Source organism: Shewanella sp. P1-14-1, assembly GCF_001401775.1.
Taxonomy (GTDB): domain Bacteria; phylum Pseudomonadota; class Gammaproteobacteria; order Enterobacterales; family Shewanellaceae; genus Shewanella; species Shewanella japonica.
Genome location: NZ_LKTL01000006.1, coordinates 132,682 through 158,430, shown reverse-complemented (window position 1 = coordinate 158,430; position 25,749 = coordinate 132,682). Strand labels below are relative to the sequence as shown.

Below are 25,749 nucleotides of genomic sequence, written 5' to 3'. Positions count from 1 at the left end.
TCAAGATGACTCAGAAAACGATTGAATATAGCCCAACTTTTCACTTTCCTGTACAAATTTACTATGAAGATACAGACTTTTCAGGCGTGGTATATCACCCCAACTTTTTAAAGTATTTTGAACGAGCGAGAGAGCATGTGATTGGCGCAGACGTACTGAACTTATTGTGGCAACAGCAACAGCTAGGCTTCGCGGTATATCGTACAGATATGCTGTGTCACGATGGGGTTGAATTTGCTGATATCGTTGATGTTAGAACGCGTTATTACTTTGAAAGTAAGTACCGTACTGTTTGGCAACAAGAGATTTGGCGTACTAATGCTAAAAAGCCTGCTGTGACAGCCACAATTGAGATGGTCTGCATGAATCAGCAACGTCAGATGGCCCCTATGCCACTCAACTTGATTAGCCAGTTACAACAACAATTTAATCAGTCTTAAGCGCGTTAATCACTTTAATGTTTAACGTTATCTGAGCTTGGTAGGAATAAGAAAGGTTGTTCAATGAGCTGCGTGTATCGTAGCTCAAAATCTGTTGCAACAAGAGGCTTACTAAAATACTCCCCCTGAATGGTATCAGTTCCGAACTCAATTAAGGTATCAAATACATCTTTGGTTTCAACCCCTTCGACCGTAACATCAAAACCAAGACTCTTAGCCAGTTCGATGCTAGTTTTCACAATCTTATTAGCTTGTAAGTCGCAGTTAAAGTCGTCCAAAAAGGCTTTATCAATTTTAACTTCATCAATGGGGAGGTGACGTAAGTAAGCTAAAGATGAATGCCCTGTACCGAAATCATCAATAGCAATTTTAACTCCTAACTCGCGAATTTCTTTTAGTGTTTCGATGGTCCGTGCTAAATCTAACATCAATACACTTTCAGTGATTTCAATCATTAAGTTCTCAGCAGGCACTTTGTACTGCATAAGCAAATTACTGATATCAATTGGCAAATGCTGATTTTCAAGATCTTTAGTGGATAAGTTAACTGCCACTTTGATATTGATGCCTTGCTGTAACCACTTAACCTGTTGCTGTAACACTTGTTCAAGAGCCCACTTACTGATTAAGTCAATCATGCCAGTATGTTCAGCTAAAGGAATAAACTCTGTTGGCGGTATAATACCTAAGCCATCATGCTCCCATCGAATTAACGCTTCAACTTGTGAACACTTACCCGAGCTGATATCCAACTTAGGTTGATACACCATATGGAGTTGGTTTTGCTTCAGACTTTTAGGCAAGCTATTAATGATTGTCAATTCACGATATTGAGCTTTGTCATCATCTTGATTATAAAATGCGATATCGTTTAGGCTGAGCTTGGCTTTTTTAAGTGCTAAGTCTAATCGACGTAGCATTAAACTCACATCCGCATGATGGTCATGCAGCTCAAGTACCCCTAATTGTACTTTAATGCTGATTGGAGTTTGCTCGATGTCGAATGGCTTTTGTAGATGCTGCTTTATATTAGATAACTCGTTAACTGAAATAGCTTTAGGGTAGAAAAGTAAAAACTCATTACCGTTCATTCTTGAAACGAATTGTGGCGGATTGTTTAGCCCCTTAATTCGTAATGCAAAAGCTTTTAATAACTGGTCACCAAAAATAAATCCAAAGAGATCATTTACAAAGCGAAACTGCTGAATGTCCACCAGCACGAGCATCCCCTCAGTCGCAGGCATCTTGGCAAACATTTTACGCTTGAATCCAACTCGATTAGATAACCCTGTCAACTTATCTCGCTCAAGCGTTATAGGGTTGTTTTGCTGGAATAAATTGAGGTTTCTAACCAGAGGTTTGAATGCTCTTGGAGTATGTTTAAAGTTAAGTGGGGACTGGGTTGCATTATTCGACTCTAAGGTTTGAGTCAGCTCTGCGATGAATTTGCCTTGTTGGAAGTAACCGCCTAATACAATACCCAATAACAAAATAAGGGCGATAAACAATACAATTATAATTTCAATACTTAACACAACTTATCGCTCCTTATTCAATTGGGGTTAATTCCATTACCAAGCTCTTTCATGTCTGCTTGGCGGCTATATTTTCAGCTGTTATTGGTAACTTTGCTTAATAGAATGATACACATCTAAAAACTCGTCACTCTCTAGATCTTCCGGTGTTACAGGTAAGCCGCGAGTTGCAAAAATATCTAGACGTTGTTCCAATTCAGGCCCAGCTCTTAACTCGCCAGTATAATAAGCTGCTGAGCGAATAAAGTCTAAATAGGTCACCGACTCAGGCATATAATGAAGATCAGCCCAGCGTTCAACCACTTCCATCACTTCAGGCGCAAAGTCCCAAGTCTTTAAAATAGCACGACCAATTGGTCCTTGCATTTTACGGACTAAACCACGTAACTGTTCAATACTTGTAAAGGCATCAGGCTTTGTTTCTGCCTCAGATAACACAGGTAGAGCACCAATATTATGGACTAAGCCTGCCAATGTTAATGTTTCAGGGTCTAATTTCTTACTCGGGTGACGTTTATTGTAAATAGCCAACATAGCACCAGCTGATGCGGTGACCTCAATAGAAGTTTGCCACACTTCATCCATCACCTCCCAAACCATCTCATTGGTTGAGATAAATAATTGCTCTAATGCGACAGAGGTAACAATCGCTTTTATTTGTATTAGTCCAATACGATTGACAGCAGCACTGATATTTTCAGCTTTGTTACCTCGGCTATATAAAGCACTGTTTGCCACCTTAATAATACGCGCCGAAATTGCGGCATCTTGGCCAATAATGTCGCCAACTTGTTTAAGACTTGAGTCTGGTTGCGCAACAACTTCCTGCACCCGCATGGCGACTTCAGGCAGTGTCGGAAGCACTAAAGCATCGTCTTTTAGCTTCTTTAATAGCCCTACCAATAATTGGTGTTCAGTTGTCATAGATCCCGCCTGTAATTTTATTGTTGTTGCTTTGTTTCGATTATATCAGCTATGTCATTTAATAGAATAAAGAAAAAGCACTAATCTTTATAAAGCATGTCAATTAATTAGCAAACATTAAATTAGACAAGCAGCACAATCACAGATGAATTATTTGCATTCAGCGACCATACTTAAGTAAAATGCCGCCCCCCGCGCTGTGTGCGAATTTCCATCAAATTGAGAGTGATTATGTTTAGACCAGAGCTATTGTCTCCAGCAGGAACGTTAAAGAATATGCGCTATGCCTTTGCATACGGTGCAGATGCTGTTTATGCAGGCCAACCTCGCTATAGCTTACGGGTTAGAAATAATGACTTCAAAATGGAAAATCTGGCTATGGGCATCAAAGAAGCCCATGCGCTAAATAAAAAGTTGTATGTCGTCAGTAACATTGCACCGCACAATGCAAAATTAAAAACTTACATACGTGATATGGCACCTGTCATTGATATGAAGCCTGATGCTGTGATCATGTCAGATCCTGGTCTTATTATGATGGTGCGTGAGGCATTCCCAGATCAAACGGTTCATTTATCAGTGCAAGCTAATGCAATTAACTGGGCCTCTGTTAAGTTTTGGCAACAACAGGGGATTAAACGAGTCATCTTATCTCGTGAATTATCATTAGATGAAATTGAAGAGATTCGTCAACAGTGTCCAGATATTGAATTAGAAGTGTTTGTCCACGGCGCGTTATGTATGGCTTACTCTGGACGTTGTTTATTATCAGGCTATATCAATAAACGCGATCCAAACCAAGGCACATGCACTAATGCTTGTCGCTGGAAATATGATGTACATGAAGCTAAGCAAACTGACACTGGTGATATCATCGCCGTTAACCCACAAGGTATCGTCGATGCAAACGGTGTGCAAATTGAGACACCGACATTAGGTGCTGGTCAACCTTCAGATGAAGTTGTCCTATTACAAGAACCTGGGCGTCCAGGTGAATATATGCCCGCTTATGAAGATGAGCATGGTACTTATATTATGAACTCAAAAGATTTACGTGCCATTCAACACGTTGAGCGTTTAACCCAAATGGGTGTCGACTCATTAAAAATTGAAGGCCGTACTAAATCTTTTTATTACGTAGCGAGAACCGCACAGTTATATCGTCAAGCCATTGAGGATGCTGTGGCAGGTAAAGATTTTGACCGCACGCTAATGCATAACCTTGAAGGCTTGGCGCATCGTGGTTATACCGAAGGCTTCTTACGTCGTCACGTTCATGACGAATACCAGAACTATGATTACGGCTACTCAATCAGTGATACCCAACAATTTGTTGGTGAATTTACCGGTAAACGCAATGATGCCGGCGCAGCTGAAATTGACGTTAAGAACAAGTTCTCTGTCGGTGACAGTGTTGAATTGATGACCCCGCAAGGCAATATCACCTTAACCATTTCAGAATTAGTTAATCGCAAAGGTGAATCAGTAGAAGCCGGGTTAGGTTCAGGGCACTTTGTATTCTTAGCTGTGCCGGCAGAAGTCGAGCTGGATAAAGCAATTTTAATGCGCAATCTGCCTCAAGGGCAAGATAGCCGCAATCCACATCAAGCGATTGAACCCGTTACCTAGACCTGCTACATAAGTCAGTCTAACCAGGGGATGGTTATCCGTTTTCAGCTGTTGCAGTTATTGCCTTTTAGGCCATAACTGTGACTGTTGAGAAAGTGTTTACCCGCCAATGCAATACAAGCCACCACTTTGACTCAATCTCTACCTTTGACTCAATCTCTACCTTTCACTCAACTTCTATCACCTACTCAACTTCTATCACCTACTCAACTCTATCACCTACCCAACTCTATCGCCCACTCAAGATCCAGCCTACTACATATAAAAACTCATGACCTATCATTTAGTCAGTTATCACCTATCATTTATTTATTATTGGCCAAGGTTGGTCAAAACTTGAAGGGTTAGACCCTTCAAATGTGAGTTCCTCTAATCTATGCTATTAATTAATATCAGTAATAAGTTTTACAGCGGCAAAATTTTATCATTAACGCAATATCAGTAACAAACTCAAAGCGATACGAGCAACCGAAGCTAACAAAGCCGTAACCCTAAGCCCTGAAATATTTATTATTCGCCCCCAAAGACACGATTGCGCAACAAAAGTATCAAAGTGTACTTTACATTATCCAAATTTAGAGCAAAGCTGTTTAAAGTAGCTTTTATGGTGCTTGCCGTTTCACATGTTGCCAGTTTTTACTATTTTTATTGCATGAATAAATGAGGATAAAAAATGAAAGACGATACCAAGCTAAATGATTTAACCACTAACAATGTCGACCAGTCAAAGCGTACTACGCTAACTAAGCTTGCAGCGGGTGCTGTTGGTACTGCAGCGCTTCCATTTGCCTCAGTTTTGCAAGCCGCATCAGACAAACTCACTGAGCAGCAAATTAAGCTAATGGCCAATGAAAAGGGCCCATTTGATATTGTTATTGAAAATGGCCGGGTAATTGACCCTGAAACTAAATTAGATGCCATTCGTAACGTCGGCCTTAAAGGCAATCGTATTGCCGCCATTTCAACAGATAAATTACAAGGCAAAAAAGTCATTGATGCCACAGGCTTAGTGGTTGCGCCGGGCTTTATTGATATGCACGCGCATGGTCAACAGCTTCCGGCTGCACGAGCACAAGCATTTGATGGTGTAACCACCGCTCTTGAAATGGAGTCGGGGTTGCTACCTATTGCTAAATTCTATGATGACACAGCCAAAGAGGGCCGCCCTATTAACTACGGCGCCTCTGTTGCATGGACTTATGCTCGTATCACGGCAAAAGAGCCCACAATGCCACCAGCAGACGGTACGATTGTTTGGTTTCAACAAGCATTTTCTAAAAATAACTGGCAAAACACCCTTGCGACAAAAGATGAGCTTAAATCCATTTTAAACTATGTTGAGCAAGGCCTTAAAGAGGGAGGTTTGGGCATTGGTATTAACGCTGGCTATGCACCAGGTTATGGCCATAAAGAGTACTACGAATTAGCAAAGCTAGCTAAACGCTATGAAATGCCTACTTATACCCACGTGCGTTACTTAAATAGCGCAGAGCCTAAATCAAGCTTTGAAGCCTACCAAGAACTGATCAGTTTATCGGCAACCACCGGTGCACACATGCATATTTGTCACCTTAACAGTACCTCAGTGCAAGATATCGAAGATTGTGCTGATTTAGTTCAAGATGCGGTTGATGCAGGCTTATCGGTGACAACAGAAGCTTATCCTTACGGTGCTGGTTCATCAGTGATCGGCGCAGAAGTTTTCCGCGGTGATGATTGGCTAGAGCGCTGGGGAGTGCCAAGTGCAAGCTACATGGAAGCAAATGGTAAAGCCTTAACACAAGAAAAAGTCACTGAGCTTCAAGCAAATGCGCCAGGTACAGTGGTAGTAATGCACTTTTTAAAACCTGATGAAAGTAAATCCGATCGCCATAAAATGGACCGCTCAGTATTATTTCCAGGCGCAGCCATTGCATCCGATGCAATGCCATGGATGAATCCTAAGGGGCAATTAATCGAAGGTAATGTATGGCCATTACCAAGTGATGCTATTGCTCATCCAAGATCGCTTGCTTGTTTTACTCGCTTTATCAGTAAATACCTCAATGAATACAAAGCAGTTACACTACTCGAAGCGATGGAGCGTACGAGCTTAAATGCGTGTCGAATATTAGAAAACAGTGTTCCTCAAATGAAAAACAAAGGCCGTATTCAAGTGGGTAAAGATGCTGATTTAGTCTTATTTAAACTTGACGAAATCAAAGTGCTAGCGACCTTTGATGCGCCTAATGCACTCTCAGAAGGGATGCATCATGTGATCGTAAATGGTACACCTATTATCGAAAATGGTGAATTGCATTTAGATGTAAATCCTGGCTTAGCAGTTCGTAATCCAGTGGTTGCATAACCATTATGCCTAAAATCATAAAGCTCGGGTAATACCGAGCTTTTTCGTTAAAAAGTAAATCATATAGAGAAACGTCAATGAATAAAAAACCTATTCCAGTGACCATTTTAGCGGGTTTTTTAGGTGCCGGGAAAACCACCCTGTTAAACCATATCCTAACCAATGCCGATGGCATGCGTATGGCCGTTATCGTAAATGACTTTGGTTCAATTAATGTCGATGCAGAGCTAGTAAAATCCCAAAGCGACAATATGATTAGCCTCGAAAATGGCTGTGTGTGTTGCAATCTTGCCGAAGGTTTAGTGGTCTCAGTGATGCGCATACTGGCACTTGAAGAGCGCCCTGATCATATTATTGTTGAAACCTCAGGTATTGCCGAACCTAAAGAAGTGGCATTGCAATTTGAAGATCCTGAACTACAAGCACACGCGCCATTGAACGCGATTATCACCACTATCGATGCTGAGAATATTTTAAGTTTAGAAGGTTCAATGGCCAGCTTGTCAGAGCAACAAATACAAGTCGCCGATATCGTGTTAGTTAATAAAGTTGATTTAGTGGCAACTGAGCAGCTGGAAAAAGTTAAAGCATGGTGCCAAACCCAAGCCCCTTTTGCCAAACTGGTTGAAATGGAGTTTGGAAACGTCGCACTACCGATTTTATTTGATGTACCTGAGCGGTTAGTAAAACTTAGCCATGAGCATACTTGTCAGCACCAAGGTGCAGACCATGACCACAGCCAATGCAACCATCATGACCATGTAAACCACAGCTTTGATACTTTTAGCTTCGAAACCGACAAGCCGCTGTCTTTACAAAGCCTCTATCCGCTATTACAGCAGTTTTCAGTCGATGCCTACCGCATGAAAGGTATTTTAAATTTATCTGATCGACCTGATCATCGCTGTATATTTCAATGTACTGGCCAACGCGCCAATGTCACTGTTGGCGAGCCGTGGGAACACGATGAAGCAAGAGTAACCCGTTTAGTCTTTATTGCCCCCAAAGGTGGCATGGACGAAAAAATAATGCGTGAAAAGTTAGCTAGCTTAGTGGTTTAAATATAAAACGACTATGCAGTAAACGGCCCACTAAAGCTGTTAATGACAAGCTGTAAATGCTTGGCTGATAATTAATAGCATGATAATCAAGGATATTGGCGAGAAAGGAGCAAATGATGTCCGAGTTAAATCAAGATGACAAATTAACCGCTGAAGTTGATCAAACCAAGCGCGATACCATGAAAAAACTGGCTATTGGCGCCGCTGCAATAACACTTTCATCGACTGCCACAGCAGAAACTAACAAGGGTCCACAAAAGCCAGAGTTAATGCCAAATCAAACAGGCCCGTTTGATGTAGTGATTACTAATGGCCGTGTCATTGATGCCGAAACGGGTTTAGATGCCGTACGCAATGTAGGCATTAAAGACGACAAAATTGCCGCTATATCGACAGAAAAGCTCACAGGTAAAAAAGTCATTGATGCCAGCGGGCTTGTGGTTGCCCCAGGCTTTATCGACCTTCACGCCCATGGACAACAATTACCCGCAGCCAGAGCTCAAGCCTTCGATGGTGTCACCACCGCCCTTGAGTTGGAATCAGGCCTATTACCCATTGGTAAGTATTATGATGACACCGCTAAAGAAGGTCGCCCAATAAACTACGGCGCCTCAGTAGCTTGGACCTATGCCCGCATTATGGCAATTGAAAGTGAAATTTCGCCCGCAGATGGCACCATTACTTGGTTTCAGAATGCCTTTAGTTTAAAAAATTGGCAAAATGATCTCGCCACCGACGCACAGCTAAATACGATATTGTCTGATGTTGAACAAGGCTTAAAAGAAGGTGGTTTAGGGATTGGTATTAATGGCGGTTATGCTCCCGCCTATGGCCATAAAGAGTATTACGGCTTAGCTAAACTGGCCAAAAGTTTTGATGTACCGACCTTCACCCATGTACGTTATGCCAACGGCATGGAGCCCAGATCAAGCTTTGAAGCCTATCAAGAGTTAATCAGTTTAGCCGCCACCACTGGGGCACATATGCATATTTGTCACCTCAACAGTACCTCGGTGCGAGACATTGATGATTGCGCCGACCTAGTGCAAGAAGCTGTTGATTCTGGTTTGCCGATTACCACTGAAGCTTACCCCTATGGCGCAGGCTCAACACCTGTGGGCGCGGCCTTATTTGCTGGCCCAGAATGGATTGACCGCTTTGGCGTTCCCGATGCAAGTTACATGGAAGCCAATGGCGTACCTATGACCCAAACCAAAATCGATGAACTACGAAAAACCAACCCTGGTGAAGTAATCGTTATTCACTTCTTAAAGCCTGACGACAGTAAAGAAGACTTACGCATGATGAAGCGTTCGGTGTTGTTTCCTAACGCCGCTATTGCCTCTGATGCCATGCCGTGGATGGACAGCAAAGGTAAATTGATTGAAGGTGATGTATGGCCATTGCCTAACGATGCTTTTGCTCACCCCCGCTCGGTCGGGTGTTTTGCCCGCTTTGTAAATAAATACGTGGTTGAGTATAAAGAAGTCAATTTAGTCGAGGCAATGAAGCGCACCAGCCTCAATGCGTGTCATATCATCGAAGATGCTGTGCCGCAAATGCGTAACAAAGGCCGTATGCAAGTGGGTAAAGATGCTGACATAGTGGTATTTGATCTCAATAGCTTTAAAGATATGGCCTCATTTACTGAGCCCAATAAGCTTTCAGTGGGTATGCAGCATGTACTAGTCAATGGCCAATCGATTATTGATAAGGGACAATTGCTTATGGATGCTAAGCCTGGCAGAGCAATTCGTCGCGATGTGACAGTCTAATCGATAATCAAAAAACGTCGACAAAACATGACAACTAAAAAGCGCCATTAGGCGCTTTTTTCATGTGTTTAGTTTTTCTCAATTAATATCGATTAGTTGCGTTTATGGTTAAACAAAAAGCGGTCATTGAAAATAGAATAAACCATGATCTGCCCTGCCATAATCGAACAAAACATCAATAATGCTGACATACCAATACTGGGGATAGGCAATATTGCAGTGGCAAAGAATGACTCACTGGCACCAACGATGATCCGGCTTCCTGGCACTAAAATGATCACCCCTTGGATAATATACACTAACGCAGGCACTTTACGTGCTTTACCGGCTAACAGCCCATAAAGAGTGATAATCATGGTGCTAATCCAAGTGCCGATAACCCAATCAGAGGTAAACCAATGTGGCCCCCACATGCCTACTGCAGCAGCGGGTAGGCCAATAATAATGTCTTGCCAACTGGCATTAAAAATCAGTCCAATCGCAACCGATATGCCAATTAACGCCAGAATATGCAAACCTAAAGGGATTTCATTAATAAATGGCGCAGCGGCTACATGGCCGACAAGCAAGCTTGATAAGCCTAAGCCCATCACCACGCCAATGAATATTTTTATTACCACCAAACTACTTTGGGCCAATAACTCTATGCCTGAGCGAAAGTCATTTAAGGCAAGACTGGCTAAACCATTGGTGACAGTGAGTCCTGGAATAAACAGTACAATGGATGAGATGCATAAAGCTAACACCGGTAACTCAGGAAATTGAGCGGCTAATATCCCCACCACAAAACTGGCAATAAACGCCACAATGAACTCAACCAGCATTGCTCGCTGCCCGGTGCACATTAGTTGAGCTAACCAGGCGATTAACCCTAAAAAAACCGAAATCATTGCCGCAAGATACGTGCTCCCCACCAGCATCAAATAGCAAGGCGGCAGTAATAGGTTGGCAATGCCTAAAGTAAAATTTGAGTAACTCGGCACCCCTTGATAGTTTTCTTTTGAGTGTATTGCCTTTAGGGTTGCCACCAAATTGCGTAAATTGACTGACGGTGGATTTTTAGTTTGCATCACCATTTTTTGAGTGGGTTGCTCGAAAATGGTCACAATTTTAGTTGGGGTAACATCAATGGCGATATCTATCTGATGATGAGCCGCATAAGACTGAGTATATTTCGCCACTGAGTATGGTGCGCACCCTGATTGATGTAATCGATCTGAAAATGATAAAACATCATCATACTGTTGCTGGGTTGGGCTTTTATCTTCCATTTTTTATTCCCGATAAGTCAGCAAAAAGTGGTTCTGAGGGCTTAGTTAAATCATAGTAGCTAAATGATAATTGCTACATAATAGTAGCGAACTCATTCACTTCATAATCTGAAATAGAGGGTCAAACCCTTCAAAAATGAATCCTTTCATTGAATTAGCAGTGGTCGCGATAATCTCCACTGCAAAACATGCGCTAGCCGGTGAATTTCTCGCTTAACCCTAGGCGGGCTATCTCTGTGTGATATAATCATCGATTGAAAGATTTATAGCGTGTTAAAACGCATTAGATCAGCGCAGTCATTCAACGCTTATTAAGTCTTTGTCTTCATTCAGGTCATTATTCATGGTTAAGTGCATGAAAATCCGCTGTATGAATCATTGAACGTCGGGACAGGGTAATTTTTACCATTATATGGAATATACATAAGCAATTGTTACAGATGAATTTTATAAGGTATATGAACTAGATGGCATTACTAATCGACGATAGCTGCATTAACTGCGACATGTGTGAGCCTGAGTGCCCTAATGAGGCCATCACCATGGGTGAAGAGATCTATGAAATTGATCCTGCGCTATGTACCGAATGCGTAGGCCACTATGCTAAACCGACCTGTGTTTCGGTTTGCCCTATTGATTGCATTGATCCTGATCCCAGCCACGCAGAAACCCCAGCTGAGCTGCAATATAAATATGAAGTCATTACAGGTAAGGTTTAACCCTTAAACTACATGACAAAAAAGGCGCTAATTAGCGCCTTTTTTGATGTTTATATTCATCCCATGTCTAACGCTCATCATCTGAGTCATTATGACTGAATATTACGCCGTTGCGGCTGCCTGCTCATTAGCATAGCCTTGTAACGTTTGTAGCGTAATAGCTAACTTTTCAATGCTAAGCTTTACCGCTGCTGGTAACGTATCAAGCTCAATACCGAGCAATAAGTTTTTCACTTCAAGGCCGAGTTCGGTATCGCCTTCAATACGCAGCTTACGTTGAAAAAATAACGTGTCAGGATCTTCTTTGGCCGTAGCAACCAGTAATAACTCAGGCACATTGGCAGTAAAAGTTACATCGGCTTGCGTCAAAGGACGTAATAATAACTGTTGATCGTAACTAATTTCAAAGTTGAGCGCGATGTCTTGCACACAAATAGCAACCCACTTACCTTGCAGAAAATCTAACTCACCAAATTTAATTTGTTCACTTAACGAAAGTGACAAAATCTTAGCCAGAATATCCAACTTTACCTTTTCAGGGACAACAGCAAGAGACTGGGTGGCGACTTTAGGGGCGATATTAAGCAAATTTTTAGCAACCTTTCCTGAAAAACCGAAAGACATTCATACTCCTACACTGACAAGATTCCAATTTAAGCTAGTTTACTCACATTTTATCAATTGAAACCTGTTTCAAATCAAATCATGTGACGTCATTCAACTTTACACTCACTTTCAATCGAAATTTGAGAGAGAGAATATGGAACTCTTGTGCCCTGCAGGAAATTTAGCCTCATTAAAAGCCGCTTTTAGAGCGGGCGCTGACGCCGTTTATCTAGGTTTAAAGGATGATACTAATGCCCGTTCATTTGCAGGTTTAAACTTCACCCCAGAACAACTAAAACAAGCCACCAAGCTTGCCCATGCCCAAGGCAGAAAAGTATTTTTAACCTTAAATACTTATCCAAAACCTGGAGAGGAAAGCCGCTGGTATCAGGCAATAGATTTAGCCGCCCAGCTGCAAATGGATGCACTTATTACCGCTGATATATCCCTGCTTCATTATGCCAGCAACCGTTATCCACATTTGCCATTGCACCTTTCAGTGCAAGCTTCGGCCACCAATCTAGCCGCATTAGACTTTTATCAACAGGCTTTCAATATTGAGCGAGCAGTGTTGCCACGGGTGCTATCCATAAAGCAAGTTAAAGACTTAGCTAAAAATAGTACCGTTGATCTTGAAGTTTTTGCCTTTGGCAGCCTATGTATTATGGCCGAAGGCCGTTGTCACTTATCTTCATATGTCACAGGTCAATCACCCAATACGGGTGGTTCGTGCTCTCCTGCAAAACATGTGAGATGGCAAGAACAAGGTCATAAATGCTTAACACGCTTAAATGAAGTACTCATTGATACCTCTGATGTTGATCAGCAATTAGGTTACCCAGTTGTGTGTAAAGGTCGTTATATCGCTGAAAATCAAACACAAGCCAAATACTTACTTGAGTCACCTACAAGTCTTAATACCCTTAGCTTACTGCCACAGTTAGCATCAGCAGGAATAAAGTCTTTAAAGATTGAAGGAAGACAGCGCAGCCCAGCCTACGTAGAGCAAGTCACCCGAGTTTGGCGAGAAGCGATTGATAGCTTTTTAACACACCCTGAGTCATTTACAGAGCAAGCTAGATGGAATCAAGTACTCGCTAAAGTTTCTGAAGGGCAAGTCACCACGTTAGGCGCATACGAACGTCAATGGCAGTAAGGTAATAATAATGAAAATATCTCTCGCGCCAGTAAGCTATTGCTGGGATAAAGCCTCTATTGAAGATTTCTATCAACAGGCTGCGAATAGCCAGATTGATACTGTTTATCTTGGTGAAACAGTATGCAGTCGCCGCCGCTTTTTAAAATTCAAAGATTACCTTGAATTGGCACATATGCTCAAAAGCCATGGCAAAAACGTGGTGTTATCGACTATGGCTTTAATTGAAGCACAGTCAGAGTTAACTGAACTTAAAAAGCATATTGATAATGGTGAGTTTAGTATTGAAGCCAATGACATGGCAGCCGTGCAACTTGCTAGACAAGCTAATATTCCTTTTATCTGCGGCCCTACGATTAATAACTATAATCGTGCCAGTTTAGACATTTTACAAACCATGGGAATGAAGCGGTTTGTCATGCCTTATGAATTATCAAAAGCTTGGTTAAAAAGTGTCATTAGTGAGCCAACCAAGGCAAGCTTCGAAGTCGAAGTCATGGGCCATGGATATATTCCACTCGCTCATTCGGCTCGTTGTTTTACCGCAAAACATTTTGGTTTGAATAAAGATAACTGCGAGACAATATGCCGCCAGCATCCGAAAGGCATTTTGGCGCAAACTCAAGAGCAGCAAAGTCTATTACGTCTAAACGGAATTCAAACTCAATCTGCAGCTCATTTGGACTTAACCTCTGAAATAGCCGATATGATAGCCATGGGCGTTAATTTCTTTAGGGTCTCACCCAATGATATTCACGATATTAAGCGAGCCGATGAATTGGTGAGCTTAATTAGCCACCTTAAAAACCACAGTAGTGAAGCAGACAATAAGACCACATCTTCGAACGTTAATGCCTGTAATGGCTATTGGTTTGGTCAAGCAGGATTACAACAAGTGTAGTGTAGTTTACTTGCTTAATTGCCCCTGTTGCAGGGGCAAGAAGTACCAGCGACATATACTCAATATCCATAACCACATAGTGACAATGCTGCACCAGAATAAAATGGATAGCCACCAAATATCAGGTTTCGGCGATTGGGAAACTATCGCCTGAAATAATTCACCATCTGAAATCGGGGTTAAGCCTAAGCTCTCCCGCCAACATTCATGAGCTAAAATGCTGCCATGAATGAGCGCAATAACAAAGCTCAACACCAGTGGTAAGAACAAGCGAATTCTTCGCTCAATAGCGCACTCTATAAAGCAAAAAATCGCAGCTAATAAACCAAAGTAAATGTAGATAGACACAGCTTTGATGTGTAAATGAAACACATTAAGCGGAAATAAGCCCGTTGCAGCTAAAGCAATAAACGTCACGATGAGTGAAAACCAAAAGAGTCCGCTGGAAATACGTCGACTTAACTGTAAGCCAAATAAACAACTCATTGTCAGGCTTAAACTACCAAAAAACAGCCCTCCGTTGATCCATAACGCACTAGAAGAACGATTGTAGGTGCCAAGTTCACTGATAGAAAATTGCAGTAAACTGTATTGATCGCCAAATTGAATATATTCCATCAATACCGATAAACTAATACCAAGAAAAAGGCCAAGCAGCCCTAGCAAACCAAACAGGTAAGCTAATCTGGCGATTTTTTCTCGTTTACTTAATATCACAACAGTCAAATTTCCTTATATGGTTTGCTTTATCATACTGAATCTACATTGATAAAACCGCTATGCACATCTAATGTTTAGTAACTCATTTATATGACGACAACAGTACCCTGCTATGCACAATCGAACAAAGCACCTTAATAATTGTAATAACAAAGGTCAAAACACACAACAACAACCAGCTAACATTATGGTTACAAACAAATTATTACGTGCATTTATTGCCAAACCCTTTAGAATATAGATAAGCAAAATAACTCAATAACTATTCGCCAAAGTGAATAGTTTTACATAGACTAGATAAGCAGGTACCCTTGCCTCGCTTTATTACTTCTGAATGGACATTCAGCATTTTTCCCACTGGACGGTTAGACACAATCAGCCAAGCTTATTTGGCCAATTGCAAAGGCATATAAAAAGTGACTCAAGAAAAACAAAAATACAACATTAAGACAATATTGACCTTTGTCATACCGTCACTGCTAGGCTTGTTATTATTCATGACGCCTATCAGTTATAACGGCGCCATTACGATTCCAATTGCTATTGTTTCCAAAGCAGTGCAAAGCCATTTTGCCGACATATTGCCTTTATTGGTGACTTGTATTGTCGTGTTTATGGCTATCATTTCGGTAATCAGTAAATTACTTAAGCCTAAGTTGGTATTAGAAAAGCCTTTTCTTAATACCCTTCTCAATGTGTCACCTTTTTGGTTAGTTGTTCGTATTTTAGGTGCGATATTCATTGTATTAACTTATTTAGAGATTGGATCCGAAGTTATCTATTCTGCAGATACTGGTGCATTAGTCCTTAATGACTTGCTACCTGTATTATTTTCTGTGTTCATTTTCGCAGGTATGTTGCTGCCGTTATTATTAAATTTTGGTTTGCTCGAGTTTTTCGGAACCATGTTGACTAAATTAATGCGTCCTATCTTTAACTTACCTGGCAGAAGTGCAATCGACTGTATGGCATCATGGCTAGGTGATGGTAGTGTCGGTATTTTAATGACCAACAAACAATATGAAACACGCCTTTATACTGAGCGTGAAGCCGCTGTCATCGGTACAACCTTTTCTGCTGTTTCGATTACCTTTAGCTTAGTCGTTATCTCTCAAGTCAAACTTGAACACCTTTTTGTACCGTTTTATTTAACAGTATGTTTAGCTGGTTTTGTCGCAGCTGTAGTGGTTCCTAAGTTACCACCACTGTCATGGAAAAAAGATTTATACATAGATAACACACCTCGTCATCCTGATGATGAAATGATCCCTAAAGGTCATGGGGTTATGTCGTGGGGATTTGAGCAAGCAATCAATAAAGCATCTCGTGCTGGCGGCGTTAAACATGTACTGCGTGAAGGCGTAAAAAATGTCGTGGATATGGTGTTCGGTATTATCCCAGTAGTAATGGCCATTGGTACTATTGCCCTTATACTTGCAGAAAACACACCTATTTTTGAATACTTAGGTATGCCGTTTATTCCACTGTTAGAACTACTGCAAATTCCGGAAGCTGATGTCGCATCAACCACAATCGTAGTCGGCTTTGCTGATATGTTCTTGCCATCTATTTTAGCAAGCTCTATTGAATCTGATTTAACGCGTTTTGTGATTGCGGCTTTGTCAGTCACACAATTAATCTACATGAGTGAAGTCGGTGCGTTATTAATTGGTAGCAAAATCCCAGTTAACTTCTTTGAGTTATTTGTAGTATTCATTCTACGTACACTCGTTACACTGCCTGTCATTGCACTTTGTGCTCATTTACTCATCTAGTGTAAATCAGTAAACTCATTGAGTAATTTATTTTACTCAACATTAAAAAGGAGCTGAATGCTCCTTTTTTAATGCGTTATTTTTAATCAGGTTGGTTCTTATAACAACTGACTTATATTGGCAATCAAATACAGATAGCGTATTCTTAAGTGGTTATTTGAATGGTGAAATTAACCCTTCCTTCCCTATTCAATTTAAATCGAGTGACAATCTAGGTAACATTTTATGGATGAAAGAAGACAATACACTCGCACATTGTTTGCCGCGACAGCCACCCTCAGCTTTAACGATAAAACCTATCGTACCAATATATTAGATCTCAGTATTAATGGCGCATTAGTATCAGAGCCAGAAGCCTTATCCCTCACGTTAGGACAAAAAATTGGCTTAAGCTTTTTACTGCCTGAATCTGATATCGTCCTGAATATGGATACTGTACTCGTGCATCATAAAAGCCAACAACTTGGGCTAGAGTGTCAGCACATTGACCTTGATAGCATTAGCCATTTAAAAAGAATCATAGAGTTGAACATTGGTGATGCTGAGTTATTGCACAGAGAATTAGCACAGTTACTGCATCTAGATTAAGCATCCCTATGTGTAGGTAGACACTCAATGCATCAAGTTATCAACTTATCGATGCTTAATCTGGCTGTGACTCAAAGTCAGTTATAGCCACCAGCTTGAATCGATAGGTTTTTCGCTAAGGTAATCTTGGTTTTCTAAATGAATAATTGTTCGCTGGGGTAATTTCGCCTTTAAAATAGCGTCACTATAATATTTTAAAAATAACTCCTGAAACGATAAGTCTTCAATGGCTCTTTGTAAGCCCTTCTCAATCCGCTCCGCCAACTCTGGATTCTGTTTATTCACAAACACATACATAGGCAAATGATAAACAAGTGCTAAGTTAGGTTCGATAATGAGATCGGGCAAATCAGGGCCTAGCCTTTTCTTTTCAGCCCAAATCTCGCTCACCCCTCTTGGGAAGTAATCGAAACGCTTCGCTTGTAACATACGATACAAACTTTTCGCGGTGCCAACTTCCTGCGTTGGCAACTCGTTATGGCGTAAAACGTCTAAATCAGCCCAATGTGAGCCAAAGCCAGCAACAAATGAATGGCTTAGCTGATTTGCACTGTTAACTTGCTTAAATTTATCTTGATTATCTTGATGAATATACAGTAACCGATACCCTAATAAGCCTTGCAACAATGGGACTTTTATCGGAATAAACATCTTTTCACGTTGCTTACTTGAAGCAAGAAAAGCGACATTGACTTCGCCTTGCTCCAACATTTTTAAACCGCGACCAGGGGTAACTTGTTCGGTAAATTGTACTCTAGCCTCAGGGTATTCAGCAGCCGTTTTATCCAATGCCATTTTTAATAATTCAATATGGTACTGAAAGTGAAACTCATTCTGATATAAGCGCAAAACTTGAGGAGTGGACTCTTTAGCGAACAAACTTGTTGAGAAAACACACCACAATAATAAACTGACTTTAAATCGAATAAACACTGCTATATTCCATTTTAAATGTGATGAGATTGAGTGAATGAGGCTTAACGTTACAAATAAATAAAGATTATACCTTTGTTAATTTTAAACTTTCTAGCTTTTTCCGATTAAACCGCTCAACGCTATTGTCAACACATGCTGACAATAGCGTAAGCGATAAAACCAACTAATTAATTAACTCAAGTAATTCATGAATGGTTTTAATCGGATGAATTTTAGCGCCTAAACCTTCCATCGATTTATGATAATTACGATGCGGAATAAACACCTCTGTAAAGCCATGTTGTACCGCCTCTTTTACACGCGGTACACCGCTGTCGATTGGCCTAACATCACCATTTAAACTGAGTTCGCCCATAATGCATGTGGTTCTTGGTACCACAAAATCATTCAAGCTACTTAAGAGTGCTGTCACCAGTGCTAAATCAATACAGGTTTCTGACTCATCAATTTTTAACCCACCGACTAAATTAAAATAAGTATCGTGATAAATTTTGGTTTTGGTGTGTTTACGTAATACGCCAGTGAGCATTTTAATTCGGTTCATATTTAAACCGACACAGACTCGCTGTGGAAATTCGCCTTCTGTTTCAGTTGTTAGGCATTGAATCTCAAGTAAAAGGTTGCGATTCCCCTTTCGAATACAGGTAATGGCAGCCCCAGGAGAATTGGTTGTTGACCCAGATAAGAAGATTTCACTCGGATTATCAACACTTATCATGCCACGTTCGGTCATTTTGAAAATACCCACAGTATCAACATCACCGAATCGGTTTTTATTCGCACGTAGGGTTCTGATTTGACCATCATTACATTCAATATGAGTCAAACAATCTACAATGTGAATCAGTGTTTGCGGCCCAGCTGTTTCATTATTTTTATTGACGTGAGCCACTAAAAACATGGTCACATTATTCTGCTTACAATACTGTGTTAGTGCTTGGGCACTGCTTTTAACCTGTGAAGGCGAACCTGGACTGCCATTCGCCGTTTCTGACACAACAGCTTGTATCGAATCAATCACAGCAAATTTAACTTTTTTGGCTTCAAGTTCTGCAATAATCGCTTCAACGCTGGTTTCAGCCATTAAATACAAGTTATCTTCGTTATAATTAAGCTTCAACCGATTAACTCGGTTCTTAAATTGGGATAACGACTCTTCAGCAGTACAATAGAGTGATGGCATGCTTTGAGACATTCTTGCAATCAGATCAGACAATAATGTGGTCTTACCCGCGCCTGGATCGCCTGAAATAATATTGACTGAGCCGGTCGTGAGCCCCCCACATAACACTCGATCTAATTCACCAATACCCGTTAATTTTTTCTCGGCTTCAAACTCTTCAACTTCACCGAGTTTTTTTGAACCTCCACCAACAGAGCCTGCGTAACCCGCCACTGAATTTGTTGTAGATTTAACTGCTGCAATACGCACTTCAGAAATCGTATTCCACTCCTGACATGCACTACATTGCCCTTGCCATCGTGGAAAATCTTGCCCACATTCATTACATACAAACGCTGTTTTATTTTTTGCCATGCTTCAATGTCATTTCGTTTAGAGTTAAACCAATTTGATAATGAATGAATTATCAATTCATTTATAATATATTTTAATGATTATCTTGCTTGCTTTAACAGGCACATAATTTAAATTTATATAAAGTAAGCTTACTTTAGGCCGATAAGATTAACAGTCAGGCTTATATTTATCACCTATATCTCGTATCTAAACTGAAAAGAGCTAATGAGCATAGAAGACCATAGTCAGCTAATAGAACAACTCAAGCCGCTATTAATGGAGCCCGACTTCAAAGAGGTCTTTGAAAAACTCACCATCGATGAGTCTAACTCTACTCGCTTTTTAGTTAAAATGGAGCTCAACCGCCTTTCAGCCAGTTGCACCCGAATTATTGATTTACGAGATAAATCTGAACTTCAATGTGAAGAAGTGACCGTTGCTAAACAGCGTCATTTTCTTGATGAGCCCGCTAAACTTTCCCTTGTTCAAGCACTTGGACTATACCGTAATAAATATACTGTTGGCGTATATGAGCATGTCCTGAGCCAACACAAACTTCGCAAAGAAAGTCTTCGCAAAACAGAACAAGAACCCACTGAAGAGTTATCTGAACTCGTCGTCCCTGGTGTTGTATTAGGGAGCTACTTCAGTCGCAGCGAAGAGAGAATGAATTATTCCATTCGTATTTCTGCATCACAAGATGGCGGCGGCGAAGTCTTAGGTGCCAGTTTAGATTTATCCGTGGGTGGCGCTAGAGTTCGTTTACCCGCCAAACATCGCTTTGACCAAGATAAACCACTCAGAGTAAAACTACTTGAGCTTAATGAAGAGTTCTTTTTTGAAGATTTACAACATGGTGTAGATTACCAAATTGTTGATATACAAAATAAAGATGACAGCGCCATCATGCGCCTTAAACGTCTTGGAGATAGCAAAGAATTAGATAAACTACTCAGTCAGCTCATTCGTGGTTACAAGTTTCGCTACAAAGTTGATGTCAATGATGTCATCGTCAATGCCACCGGTTTAGGGTTTGAGCGTCACTATTTACCTATGCTGTCACACATGCCACTGTATCTATCTGTTGAAAATGGGAAGCCATTTATCAGTCATCAGTTACTCAGTCGTGGCAACCAGCCTATATTGCAGTATTTTATTGACGAAAACGAAGTTAACCAATTACCTAACTTCCTCACCAATAATCGATTGGTTAACTTAATCAAGTCGCCTGATAAAGCAGATCACAGTCTATTCTTTTGTTTTACTCATAGTAATAAAGGCATTACTCAGTATTTTTCAGCAACCTTACATGAACTAAAAAAGCATCAGGCCATGCAGCTGTTTTTCGGTTTTGGGGCCTCTAAATCCAGCTGGCGAATTTTTAAAGTATGCCAACAAAAGGTAGATCATAAGCTTAATTATAAAACCTCGACATTGCCTGGTGATGAACAGCAATACTCAGCATTAACAGAGCAACAACTGGCTCGTTTTGCCTATACATTACAGCTTATAGACTTAACAAATGAAGATATTAGACCAAACTATCGTGCTTGGTTTAATGAAGGCGATAACGTCAATCAACTTAAAATCTTTAATCAAAAGAAACTGACTAAAAATACGATAAAAAGATTATCAATGCCTTTCAGCGAGCGTAGACGAGAAGCACGCTTTGCCTTTAAAACCATTATAGAAATTGAGAATAATGGTAAGAAGTCTCAAGGTATTTCCCATGATATCTCATCACGTGGTATCCAGTTTACCTTAGAAGATGATACTCAGTTTAGCAGTGCTACGGATGTCATATTGAGTTTTCCTAAGTTGCAGGAAATCGCAGGAAAAATCCAATTAAGCCAACTGCCATATCGACTTATTCGTGCTCGCACTCAAGGTAATAAGAAACAGCAAACTTTGCATTTATCCGCATTAATCGGTCATGAACCGCACCAAGGAGTGGAGTTTCTCAATAAACTAATCAACCATAACCGAGATAAATTTGAGCAGCTTTCAGAAGATGAGGGCGAGCTAAAAGAACTGGCTGATGGGATGAAAAATTTATTGCTTCGACAATTAGTCAGTGTGCCTTACTTTGTTGAAAAAACGAAAAAGTCAGCTCAATTAGCCTGCATTGGAATTGGCACCAAAACCGACGATATTAGTCATTTATTTGCAGCGGGCTCAACTACACCACTCAGCTTCAACCTCACGCCATTGTTTAATGAAACCGAGTTTAAACAGCTCATTATTGATCCTGTCAGATCAATGAAGCCCATAGACGGCATGCAGTACTTTGAGGTTTTTCTGCAGATATCAAGGCAAGGTCGAGGAGCAATTAACATTCAATCACAGTTAGTCAGTGATTTTAGCCATCGCAGTGCACAAATAAAATTTATTAGTCATGCACAAGCTGTAGGCAAGTTTATGGCATTGAGGATTTATTTGGGCGCAACAGAAAAACCCGATATGAGCTATATTCGCCGTGAAATGGAATACATTACTATCCATGCCAGCCATAGAGCTAAAGCCTTAGAGGAACGTTTGTGGCGAATTATTGGTAGTGGTGAACTGTTAGATATTACAGCAGAAGTCGAAGTCAGGTTTCCAGAGCTGCATTTACTAGAAGATTAGCCGTCAAAACCGCCTGTCACAAGCATAATAACGTTATTATTTTATAGGTATTTTTTATGTTTTTAAAATCGATTATACCAATCACTCACTAATGGAAAGTGATCCAAAACAGCCACTTTATCAGTCAGCATTCCTCCATGAGTATAGTCACGCTTAAAACCTTTTCGTTTTGACAAGAGTGTATAATCAGCGTTTTCTAAACCACACTCAAGCATCATGTCTTTTACGTCTCTAGGGTTTCCTAGTACGTAATCTTTTTGAGCAGCGATAAACCAGGTTTTCGGCCAGCTGATACCTTTAACCGCTTCGGAATAATCGAAGTGATCTTCAGCGTCTACCCAATCACCACCGACCCAGTCAATAGTCTGTAATAATGATTGCCTGCTTTCATTATCCATCCCTATGCGGTATTTATCTGCCGCTAAGTAACCTTGATATTGCGTCATTAATGGAGCAAGTCTGTTCCAAAATACATCCACCATCATCGTTTTTCTTAATGATTTAACCTTAATGGTTCGCTTGGTACCAAAAGTCACAAATGAGGCAACCTCAGGGCGTAATGACTCAAACCGTATATAACAGCTCGCCATTAATACGCCCCCCCATGAATGAGCGCACCAATGCACTTTATCCGCGCCAGTTTGGGATAGGATAAATTGATGAGCTAAAGGGATTTGCTCCAAAATCACCTCTGTTTGTCCCAGAGAATATGAAGCATTAATTCTAGGCTCACTCAAGCCTCTTCCTGCAGTATCAAGCACATAAACATCATAGCCCTGCTCTGCCAAATAACAGGCAAGACCTCGCCCTGATGGACTATAAAAAACCCGTCCGTTCGACATCGCGCCGTGAAGCATCAGTATAGGTTCTCGTGAAGCAATTGGCATAGAGGGCTTGATATGTCGAATGTGTAACTTGCCATCACGATATGGCAGAAAGTGAGATTCTTGCTTCATTGGTATTGGTAAGTTTTATCAGCAGAAAGGAATATACCTAGGTTAAACAGCATAAATGTTAACTTCAAGTTAATTAGAGTAAAAAATCTAATCAATAATATAAGCGACGGTTCAGTGCTTTTTATAAGCCAACAAAAACCGCATTACTGCTTAACAGTAATGCGGTTTTAAAATTAACTACCTCACCTGGTTAACCTCCAGCTAAGCAGGCTACCCTAGTGGCGAGTTAACCTTGAAGGTGGAATACTAAACAGCGTAAATCTAATCGCTGTATACTCGCATTTGATGCCGCTAATAACTTAGGTTTAGCATGGAACGCAATACCATAATCTGCCGCCTTAACCATTGGAATATCATTGGCTCCATCACCAATAGCCACTTGTTGACCTGCAGCTATTTGCCATTTCACAGCGCTTTTATCTATCACATCGGCTTTATATTGCGCATCGACAACCTCACCAGTCACCTCACCTGTTAGCTTTCCATCTTCGATGACTAACTCATTAGCATAGGCAGCATCTAACCCCAGTAAGTCTTTTAAATGGCCAACAAACGGCGTAAATCCACCTGATGCTAGCACTAGCTTCCAGTCATTAGGCTTTAATTCAGCCACAATTGACTCAAGTCCAGGCATTAGCGGTAAATCCTGACAAAGCTGATTAATAATACTGTCACTCGCCCCTGCAAGCTTGCTTACTCGAAGACGAAGACTTTCTTCAAAATCAAGTTCACCTTGCATTGCTCTTTCTGTGACTTCTGAAACAGCTTCACCAACTCCAGCCATCGCGGCCAATTCATCAATACACTCAATTTGAATCGCAGTCGAGTCCATATCCATCACCAATAAGCCCGGTTTAAATATACTCGGCAATGCTTGTGTGACTTCAAATAGCTCTGCATTACTGTCAATAGGAAAGCATTCAATTAATTGCGCTAACCGAGAGGATGAAGCGATCTCAAACCCTTTTAGCTCGTTATGGCGCATTAACACAGCCACAGAACAATCCTGATTAAGATGATTCAACCACGAAGACACAGCATCAAAATCTACCTCATCAAAAACAACCCGAAACCGATGTGGCTGTTTAACTTGGATATTATTGAGAAATTCGTCTTCAAAGTAGCGAGTTAAGCTAAAATCTCCATGAGAAAAAGAGCCATCTTCCCCTGAAAATAACCAGGTTAGAGCATTAGAGTTTTTCTGACTTTCCATCGACTGCATTTCCTCAATGATTGCGACTATCTACAATTAAATATTTCGATTAGTATTAATTAAATAGAAAAAACACCAAGGATTAAAGTGATTTTTGTTAAAGGTCTTAAGAAAAGTCAAAAAATCAGCAGATTAATTCAAATCGTGATTGCGATAATCTTGTTAATTGGGCTAACTCATTTATGGAAATCTAGCCTCAACAACGGGCAACAATTGCTCAATTCGCAAACGCAGATTATGGCAAGACTATTAGCCCAACAAGCGGCAAATGGTGCGGCTCCAGCGATGTTCTTACAAAATGATGAACAGCTACAGTGGCTTGCAAATGCCCTCATCGATGACCCTAAAGTCATGTCCGTCCACATTTATGATGCTCAAGGCGTTAGGCTTGCTTTCGCTCAATCGGTCAGCGAAGAAGCACTTGATGCCGATGATGAAGAACTTAAAGAGTTACTCTCGCCTTATCCGCCAATGATTGAAAATGTACTCCAAGGGGACAACAACCTAGGCTACATTGAAGTACGGGTAAACTTGCGAATATTCTTCGACGAAATCAAAACCTTGTATCAAGAAAATATGAAGCTACAACAAACCATGTTAATTGTGGCTGGAATTATAGGCTTGCTTCTCTCTCGCGCCCTGTCATTTAAACGAGCTGACTTTGACCGACGTAAAACCCGAGCTAAACAAGGAAGAAAGAACAGTCATTTATTACAGCTTAATCAAAGTGACTCTGTCGATGGTATAGATGATGTCATGGATGATGTTATGGATAGCAGAGAAGATCTGAAAGACCACATCCCCTCAGATGAGCATGCAGAGCTCAGTGATACTGAATTGGCCGATATTGAATATCAAGAACTAACTGATTTGAATCAAGGTAGCCAAACGACTATTGATACGAAAAACAAAGGTGCTAAAGCGAAAGCGTCTAAATCACCGAAAGCTTCTAACTCATCTAGCGCCGCTAAATCAAGAGAAGAGCAGAAAGATAAAGCCGAGCCAAAGTAAGCTATTTGGCTTTATCTTAATTCTTTTAAAAAACAAAAAAGG

Annotated in this window: 21 protein-coding genes; 12 read left to right on the top strand and 9 right to left on the bottom strand. The window is 40.7% G+C overall.

Features of this window, described 5'->3' with window-relative positions:
* Positions 1–5: 5 nt before the first annotated feature.
* A complete protein-coding gene (locus AN944_RS06270) occupies positions 6–440 on the top strand; it encodes a thioesterase family protein (RefSeq protein WP_055023746.1) in 435 nt (144 codons plus the stop codon).
* Between the two features lie 14 nt (positions 441–454).
* On the opposite strand, the gene AN944_RS06265 is transcribed toward AN944_RS06270, so the two are convergent.
* Positions 455–1,975, bottom strand: coding sequence for a bifunctional diguanylate cyclase/phosphodiesterase (locus tag AN944_RS06265; RefSeq protein WP_055023745.1), 1,521 nt, complete (start codon positions 1,973–1,975; stop codon positions 455–457).
* Between the two features lie 81 nt (positions 1,976–2,056).
* On the bottom strand, positions 2,057–2,899 hold the full coding sequence (locus tag AN944_RS06260) for an HDOD domain-containing protein (RefSeq protein ID WP_055023744.1): 843 nt from the start codon (positions 2,897–2,899) through the stop codon (positions 2,057–2,059).
* Between the two features lie 231 nt (positions 2,900–3,130).
* On the opposite strand from AN944_RS06260, the gene yegQ reads away from it, so the two are divergent.
* The 4 genes from yegQ (at position 3,131) to AN944_RS06240 (ending at position 9,711) form a co-directional block, all read left to right on the top strand.
* Positions 3,131–4,528 (top strand): tRNA 5-hydroxyuridine modification protein YegQ, encoded by a 1,398-nt coding sequence (gene yegQ, locus AN944_RS06255; RefSeq protein WP_055023743.1) that lies wholly within the window; start codon positions 3,131–3,133, stop codon positions 4,526–4,528.
* 673 nt (positions 4,529–5,201) lie between these two features.
* Positions 5,202–6,875, top strand: coding sequence for an amidohydrolase family protein (locus tag AN944_RS06250; RefSeq protein ID WP_055023742.1), 1,674 nt, complete (start codon positions 5,202–5,204; stop codon positions 6,873–6,875).
* A gap of 77 nt (positions 6,876–6,952) precedes the next feature.
* Positions 6,953–7,936 (top strand): GTP-binding protein, encoded by a 984-nt coding sequence (locus AN944_RS06245; protein WP_055023741.1) that lies wholly within the window; start codon positions 6,953–6,955, stop codon positions 7,934–7,936.
* A gap of 116 nt (positions 7,937–8,052) precedes the next feature.
* Positions 8,053–9,711: an amidohydrolase family protein gene (locus AN944_RS06240; protein ID WP_055023740.1), complete on the top strand. Its 1,659-nt coding sequence runs from the start codon at positions 8,053–8,055 to the stop codon at positions 9,709–9,711.
* Positions 9,712–9,803: 92 nt separating this feature from the next.
* Here the strand turns inward: AN944_RS06240 and AN944_RS06235 are convergent, their stop codons facing one another.
* Positions 9,804–10,982 carry a threonine/serine exporter family protein gene (locus AN944_RS06235; RefSeq protein WP_055023739.1) on the bottom strand — a complete coding sequence of 393 codons (1,179 nt, stop codon included), beginning with the start codon at positions 10,980–10,982 and terminating at the stop codon, positions 9,804–9,806.
* 467 nt (positions 10,983–11,449) lie between these two features.
* Between AN944_RS06235 and AN944_RS06230 the strand changes: the two genes are divergently transcribed.
* Entirely contained in the window at positions 11,450–11,701 is a 252-nt protein-coding gene (locus AN944_RS06230; protein ID WP_055023738.1) for a YfhL family 4Fe-4S dicluster ferredoxin, read from the top strand.
* A gap of 102 nt (positions 11,702–11,803) precedes the next feature.
* Here the strand turns inward: AN944_RS06230 and AN944_RS06225 are convergent, their stop codons facing one another.
* Positions 11,804–12,325 carry an SCP2 domain-containing protein gene (locus tag AN944_RS06225; protein WP_055023737.1) on the bottom strand — a complete coding sequence of 174 codons (522 nt, stop codon included), beginning with the start codon at positions 12,323–12,325 and terminating at the stop codon, positions 11,804–11,806.
* Positions 12,326–12,461: 136 nt separating this feature from the next.
* On the opposite strand from AN944_RS06225, the gene AN944_RS06220 reads away from it, so the two are divergent.
* Both AN944_RS06220 and AN944_RS06215 read left to right on the top strand, forming a co-directional pair.
* The gene (locus AN944_RS06220; protein ID WP_055023736.1) at positions 12,462–13,463 is read left to right on the top strand and encodes a peptidase U32 family protein; all 1,002 of its coding nucleotides are present in this window, start codon (positions 12,462–12,464) and stop codon (positions 13,461–13,463) included.
* 10 nt (positions 13,464–13,473) lie between these two features.
* The gene (locus tag AN944_RS06215) at positions 13,474–14,364 is read left to right on the top strand and encodes a U32 family peptidase (RefSeq protein WP_055023735.1); all 891 of its coding nucleotides are present in this window, start codon (positions 13,474–13,476) and stop codon (positions 14,362–14,364) included.
* Between the two features lie 6 nt (positions 14,365–14,370).
* On the opposite strand, the gene AN944_RS06210 is transcribed toward AN944_RS06215, so the two are convergent.
* Positions 14,371–15,081, bottom strand: a complete 711-nt coding sequence (locus AN944_RS06210; protein WP_144430147.1) for a hypothetical protein — start codon at positions 15,079–15,081, stop codon at positions 14,371–14,373.
* Positions 15,082–15,581: 500 nt separating this feature from the next.
* On the opposite strand from AN944_RS06210, the gene AN944_RS06205 reads away from it, so the two are divergent.
* Together AN944_RS06205 and AN944_RS06200 are read left to right on the top strand one after the other, a co-directional pair.
* Positions 15,582–16,859, top strand: a complete 1,278-nt coding sequence (locus tag AN944_RS06205; protein WP_144430151.1) for a YjiH family protein — start codon at positions 15,582–15,584, stop codon at positions 16,857–16,859.
* Positions 16,860–17,084: 225 nt separating this feature from the next.
* Positions 17,085–17,447, top strand: a complete 363-nt coding sequence (locus tag AN944_RS06200; RefSeq protein WP_055023732.1) for a PilZ domain-containing protein — start codon at positions 17,085–17,087, stop codon at positions 17,445–17,447.
* Between the two features lie 81 nt (positions 17,448–17,528).
* On the opposite strand, the gene AN944_RS06195 is transcribed toward AN944_RS06200, so the two are convergent.
* Together AN944_RS06195 and radA are read right to left on the bottom strand one after the other, a co-directional pair.
* Positions 17,529–18,380 (bottom strand): transporter substrate-binding domain-containing protein, encoded by an 852-nt coding sequence (locus AN944_RS06195; protein WP_055023731.1) that lies wholly within the window; start codon positions 18,378–18,380, stop codon positions 17,529–17,531.
* Between the two features lie 166 nt (positions 18,381–18,546).
* On the bottom strand, positions 18,547–19,920 hold the full coding sequence (gene radA, locus AN944_RS06190; RefSeq protein WP_055023730.1) for a DNA repair protein RadA: 1,374 nt from the start codon (positions 19,918–19,920) through the stop codon (positions 18,547–18,549).
* A 207-nt stretch (positions 19,921–20,127) separates the two neighbouring features.
* On the opposite strand from radA, the gene AN944_RS06185 reads away from it, so the two are divergent.
* Complete coding sequence (locus AN944_RS06185; RefSeq protein WP_055023729.1) at positions 20,128–22,527, top strand: PilZ domain-containing protein; 2,400 nt, start codon at positions 20,128–20,130, stop codon at positions 22,525–22,527.
* Positions 22,528–22,589: 62 nt separating this feature from the next.
* Here the strand turns inward: AN944_RS06185 and AN944_RS06180 are convergent, their stop codons facing one another.
* Positions 22,590–23,483: an alpha/beta hydrolase gene (locus AN944_RS06180; RefSeq protein WP_055023728.1), complete on the bottom strand. Its 894-nt coding sequence runs from the start codon at positions 23,481–23,483 to the stop codon at positions 22,590–22,592.
* A 226-nt stretch (positions 23,484–23,709) separates the two neighbouring features.
* Complete coding sequence (gene serB, locus AN944_RS06175) at positions 23,710–24,696, bottom strand: phosphoserine phosphatase SerB (RefSeq protein ID WP_055023727.1); 987 nt, start codon at positions 24,694–24,696, stop codon at positions 23,710–23,712.
* Positions 24,697–24,783: 87 nt separating this feature from the next.
* On the opposite strand from serB, the gene AN944_RS06170 reads away from it, so the two are divergent.
* A complete protein-coding gene (locus AN944_RS06170; protein ID WP_082419930.1) occupies positions 24,784–25,707 on the top strand; it encodes an AhpA/YtjB family protein in 924 nt (307 codons plus the stop codon).
* Positions 25,708–25,749: the final 42 nt, after the last annotated feature.

Coding starts and splice junctions, on each gene's coding strand:
- AN944_RS06185 (WP_055023729.1), top strand. CDS start 20,128: ATGAGCATAGAAGACCATAGTCAGCTAATAGAACAACTCAAGCCGCTA.
- AN944_RS06205 (WP_144430151.1), top strand. CDS start 15,582: ATGACGCCTATCAGTTATAACGGCGCCATTACGATTCCAATTGCTATT.
- AN944_RS06180 (WP_055023728.1), bottom strand. CDS start 23,483: ATGAAGCAAGAATCTCACTTTCTGCCATATCGTGATGGCAAGTTACAC.
- AN944_RS06250 (WP_055023742.1), top strand. CDS start 5,202: ATGAAAGACGATACCAAGCTAAATGATTTAACCACTAACAATGTCGAC.
- serB (WP_055023727.1), bottom strand. CDS start 24,696: ATGGAAAGTCAGAAAAACTCTAATGCTCTAACCTGGTTATTTTCAGGG.
- AN944_RS06215 (WP_055023735.1), top strand. CDS start 13,474: ATGAAAATATCTCTCGCGCCAGTAAGCTATTGCTGGGATAAAGCCTCT.
- AN944_RS06220 (WP_055023736.1), top strand. CDS start 12,462: ATGGAACTCTTGTGCCCTGCAGGAAATTTAGCCTCATTAAAAGCCGCT.
- AN944_RS06260 (WP_055023744.1), bottom strand. CDS start 2,899: ATGACAACTGAACACCAATTATTGGTAGGGCTATTAAAGAAGCTAAAA.
- AN944_RS06235 (WP_055023739.1), bottom strand. CDS start 10,982: ATGGAAGATAAAAGCCCAACCCAGCAACAGTATGATGATGTTTTATCA.
- AN944_RS06230 (WP_055023738.1), top strand. CDS start 11,450: ATGGCATTACTAATCGACGATAGCTGCATTAACTGCGACATGTGTGAG.
- AN944_RS06245 (WP_055023741.1), top strand. CDS start 6,953: ATGAATAAAAAACCTATTCCAGTGACCATTTTAGCGGGTTTTTTAGGT.
- AN944_RS06200 (WP_055023732.1), top strand. CDS start 17,085: ATGGATGAAAGAAGACAATACACTCGCACATTGTTTGCCGCGACAGCC.
- yegQ (WP_055023743.1), top strand. CDS start 3,131: ATGTTTAGACCAGAGCTATTGTCTCCAGCAGGAACGTTAAAGAATATG.
- AN944_RS06240 (WP_055023740.1), top strand. CDS start 8,053: ATGTCCGAGTTAAATCAAGATGACAAATTAACCGCTGAAGTTGATCAA.
- AN944_RS06225 (WP_055023737.1), bottom strand. CDS start 12,325: ATGTCTTTCGGTTTTTCAGGAAAGGTTGCTAAAAATTTGCTTAATATC.
- radA (WP_055023730.1), bottom strand. CDS start 19,920: ATGGCAAAAAATAAAACAGCGTTTGTATGTAATGAATGTGGGCAAGAT.
- AN944_RS06270 (WP_055023746.1), top strand. CDS start 6: ATGACTCAGAAAACGATTGAATATAGCCCAACTTTTCACTTTCCTGTA.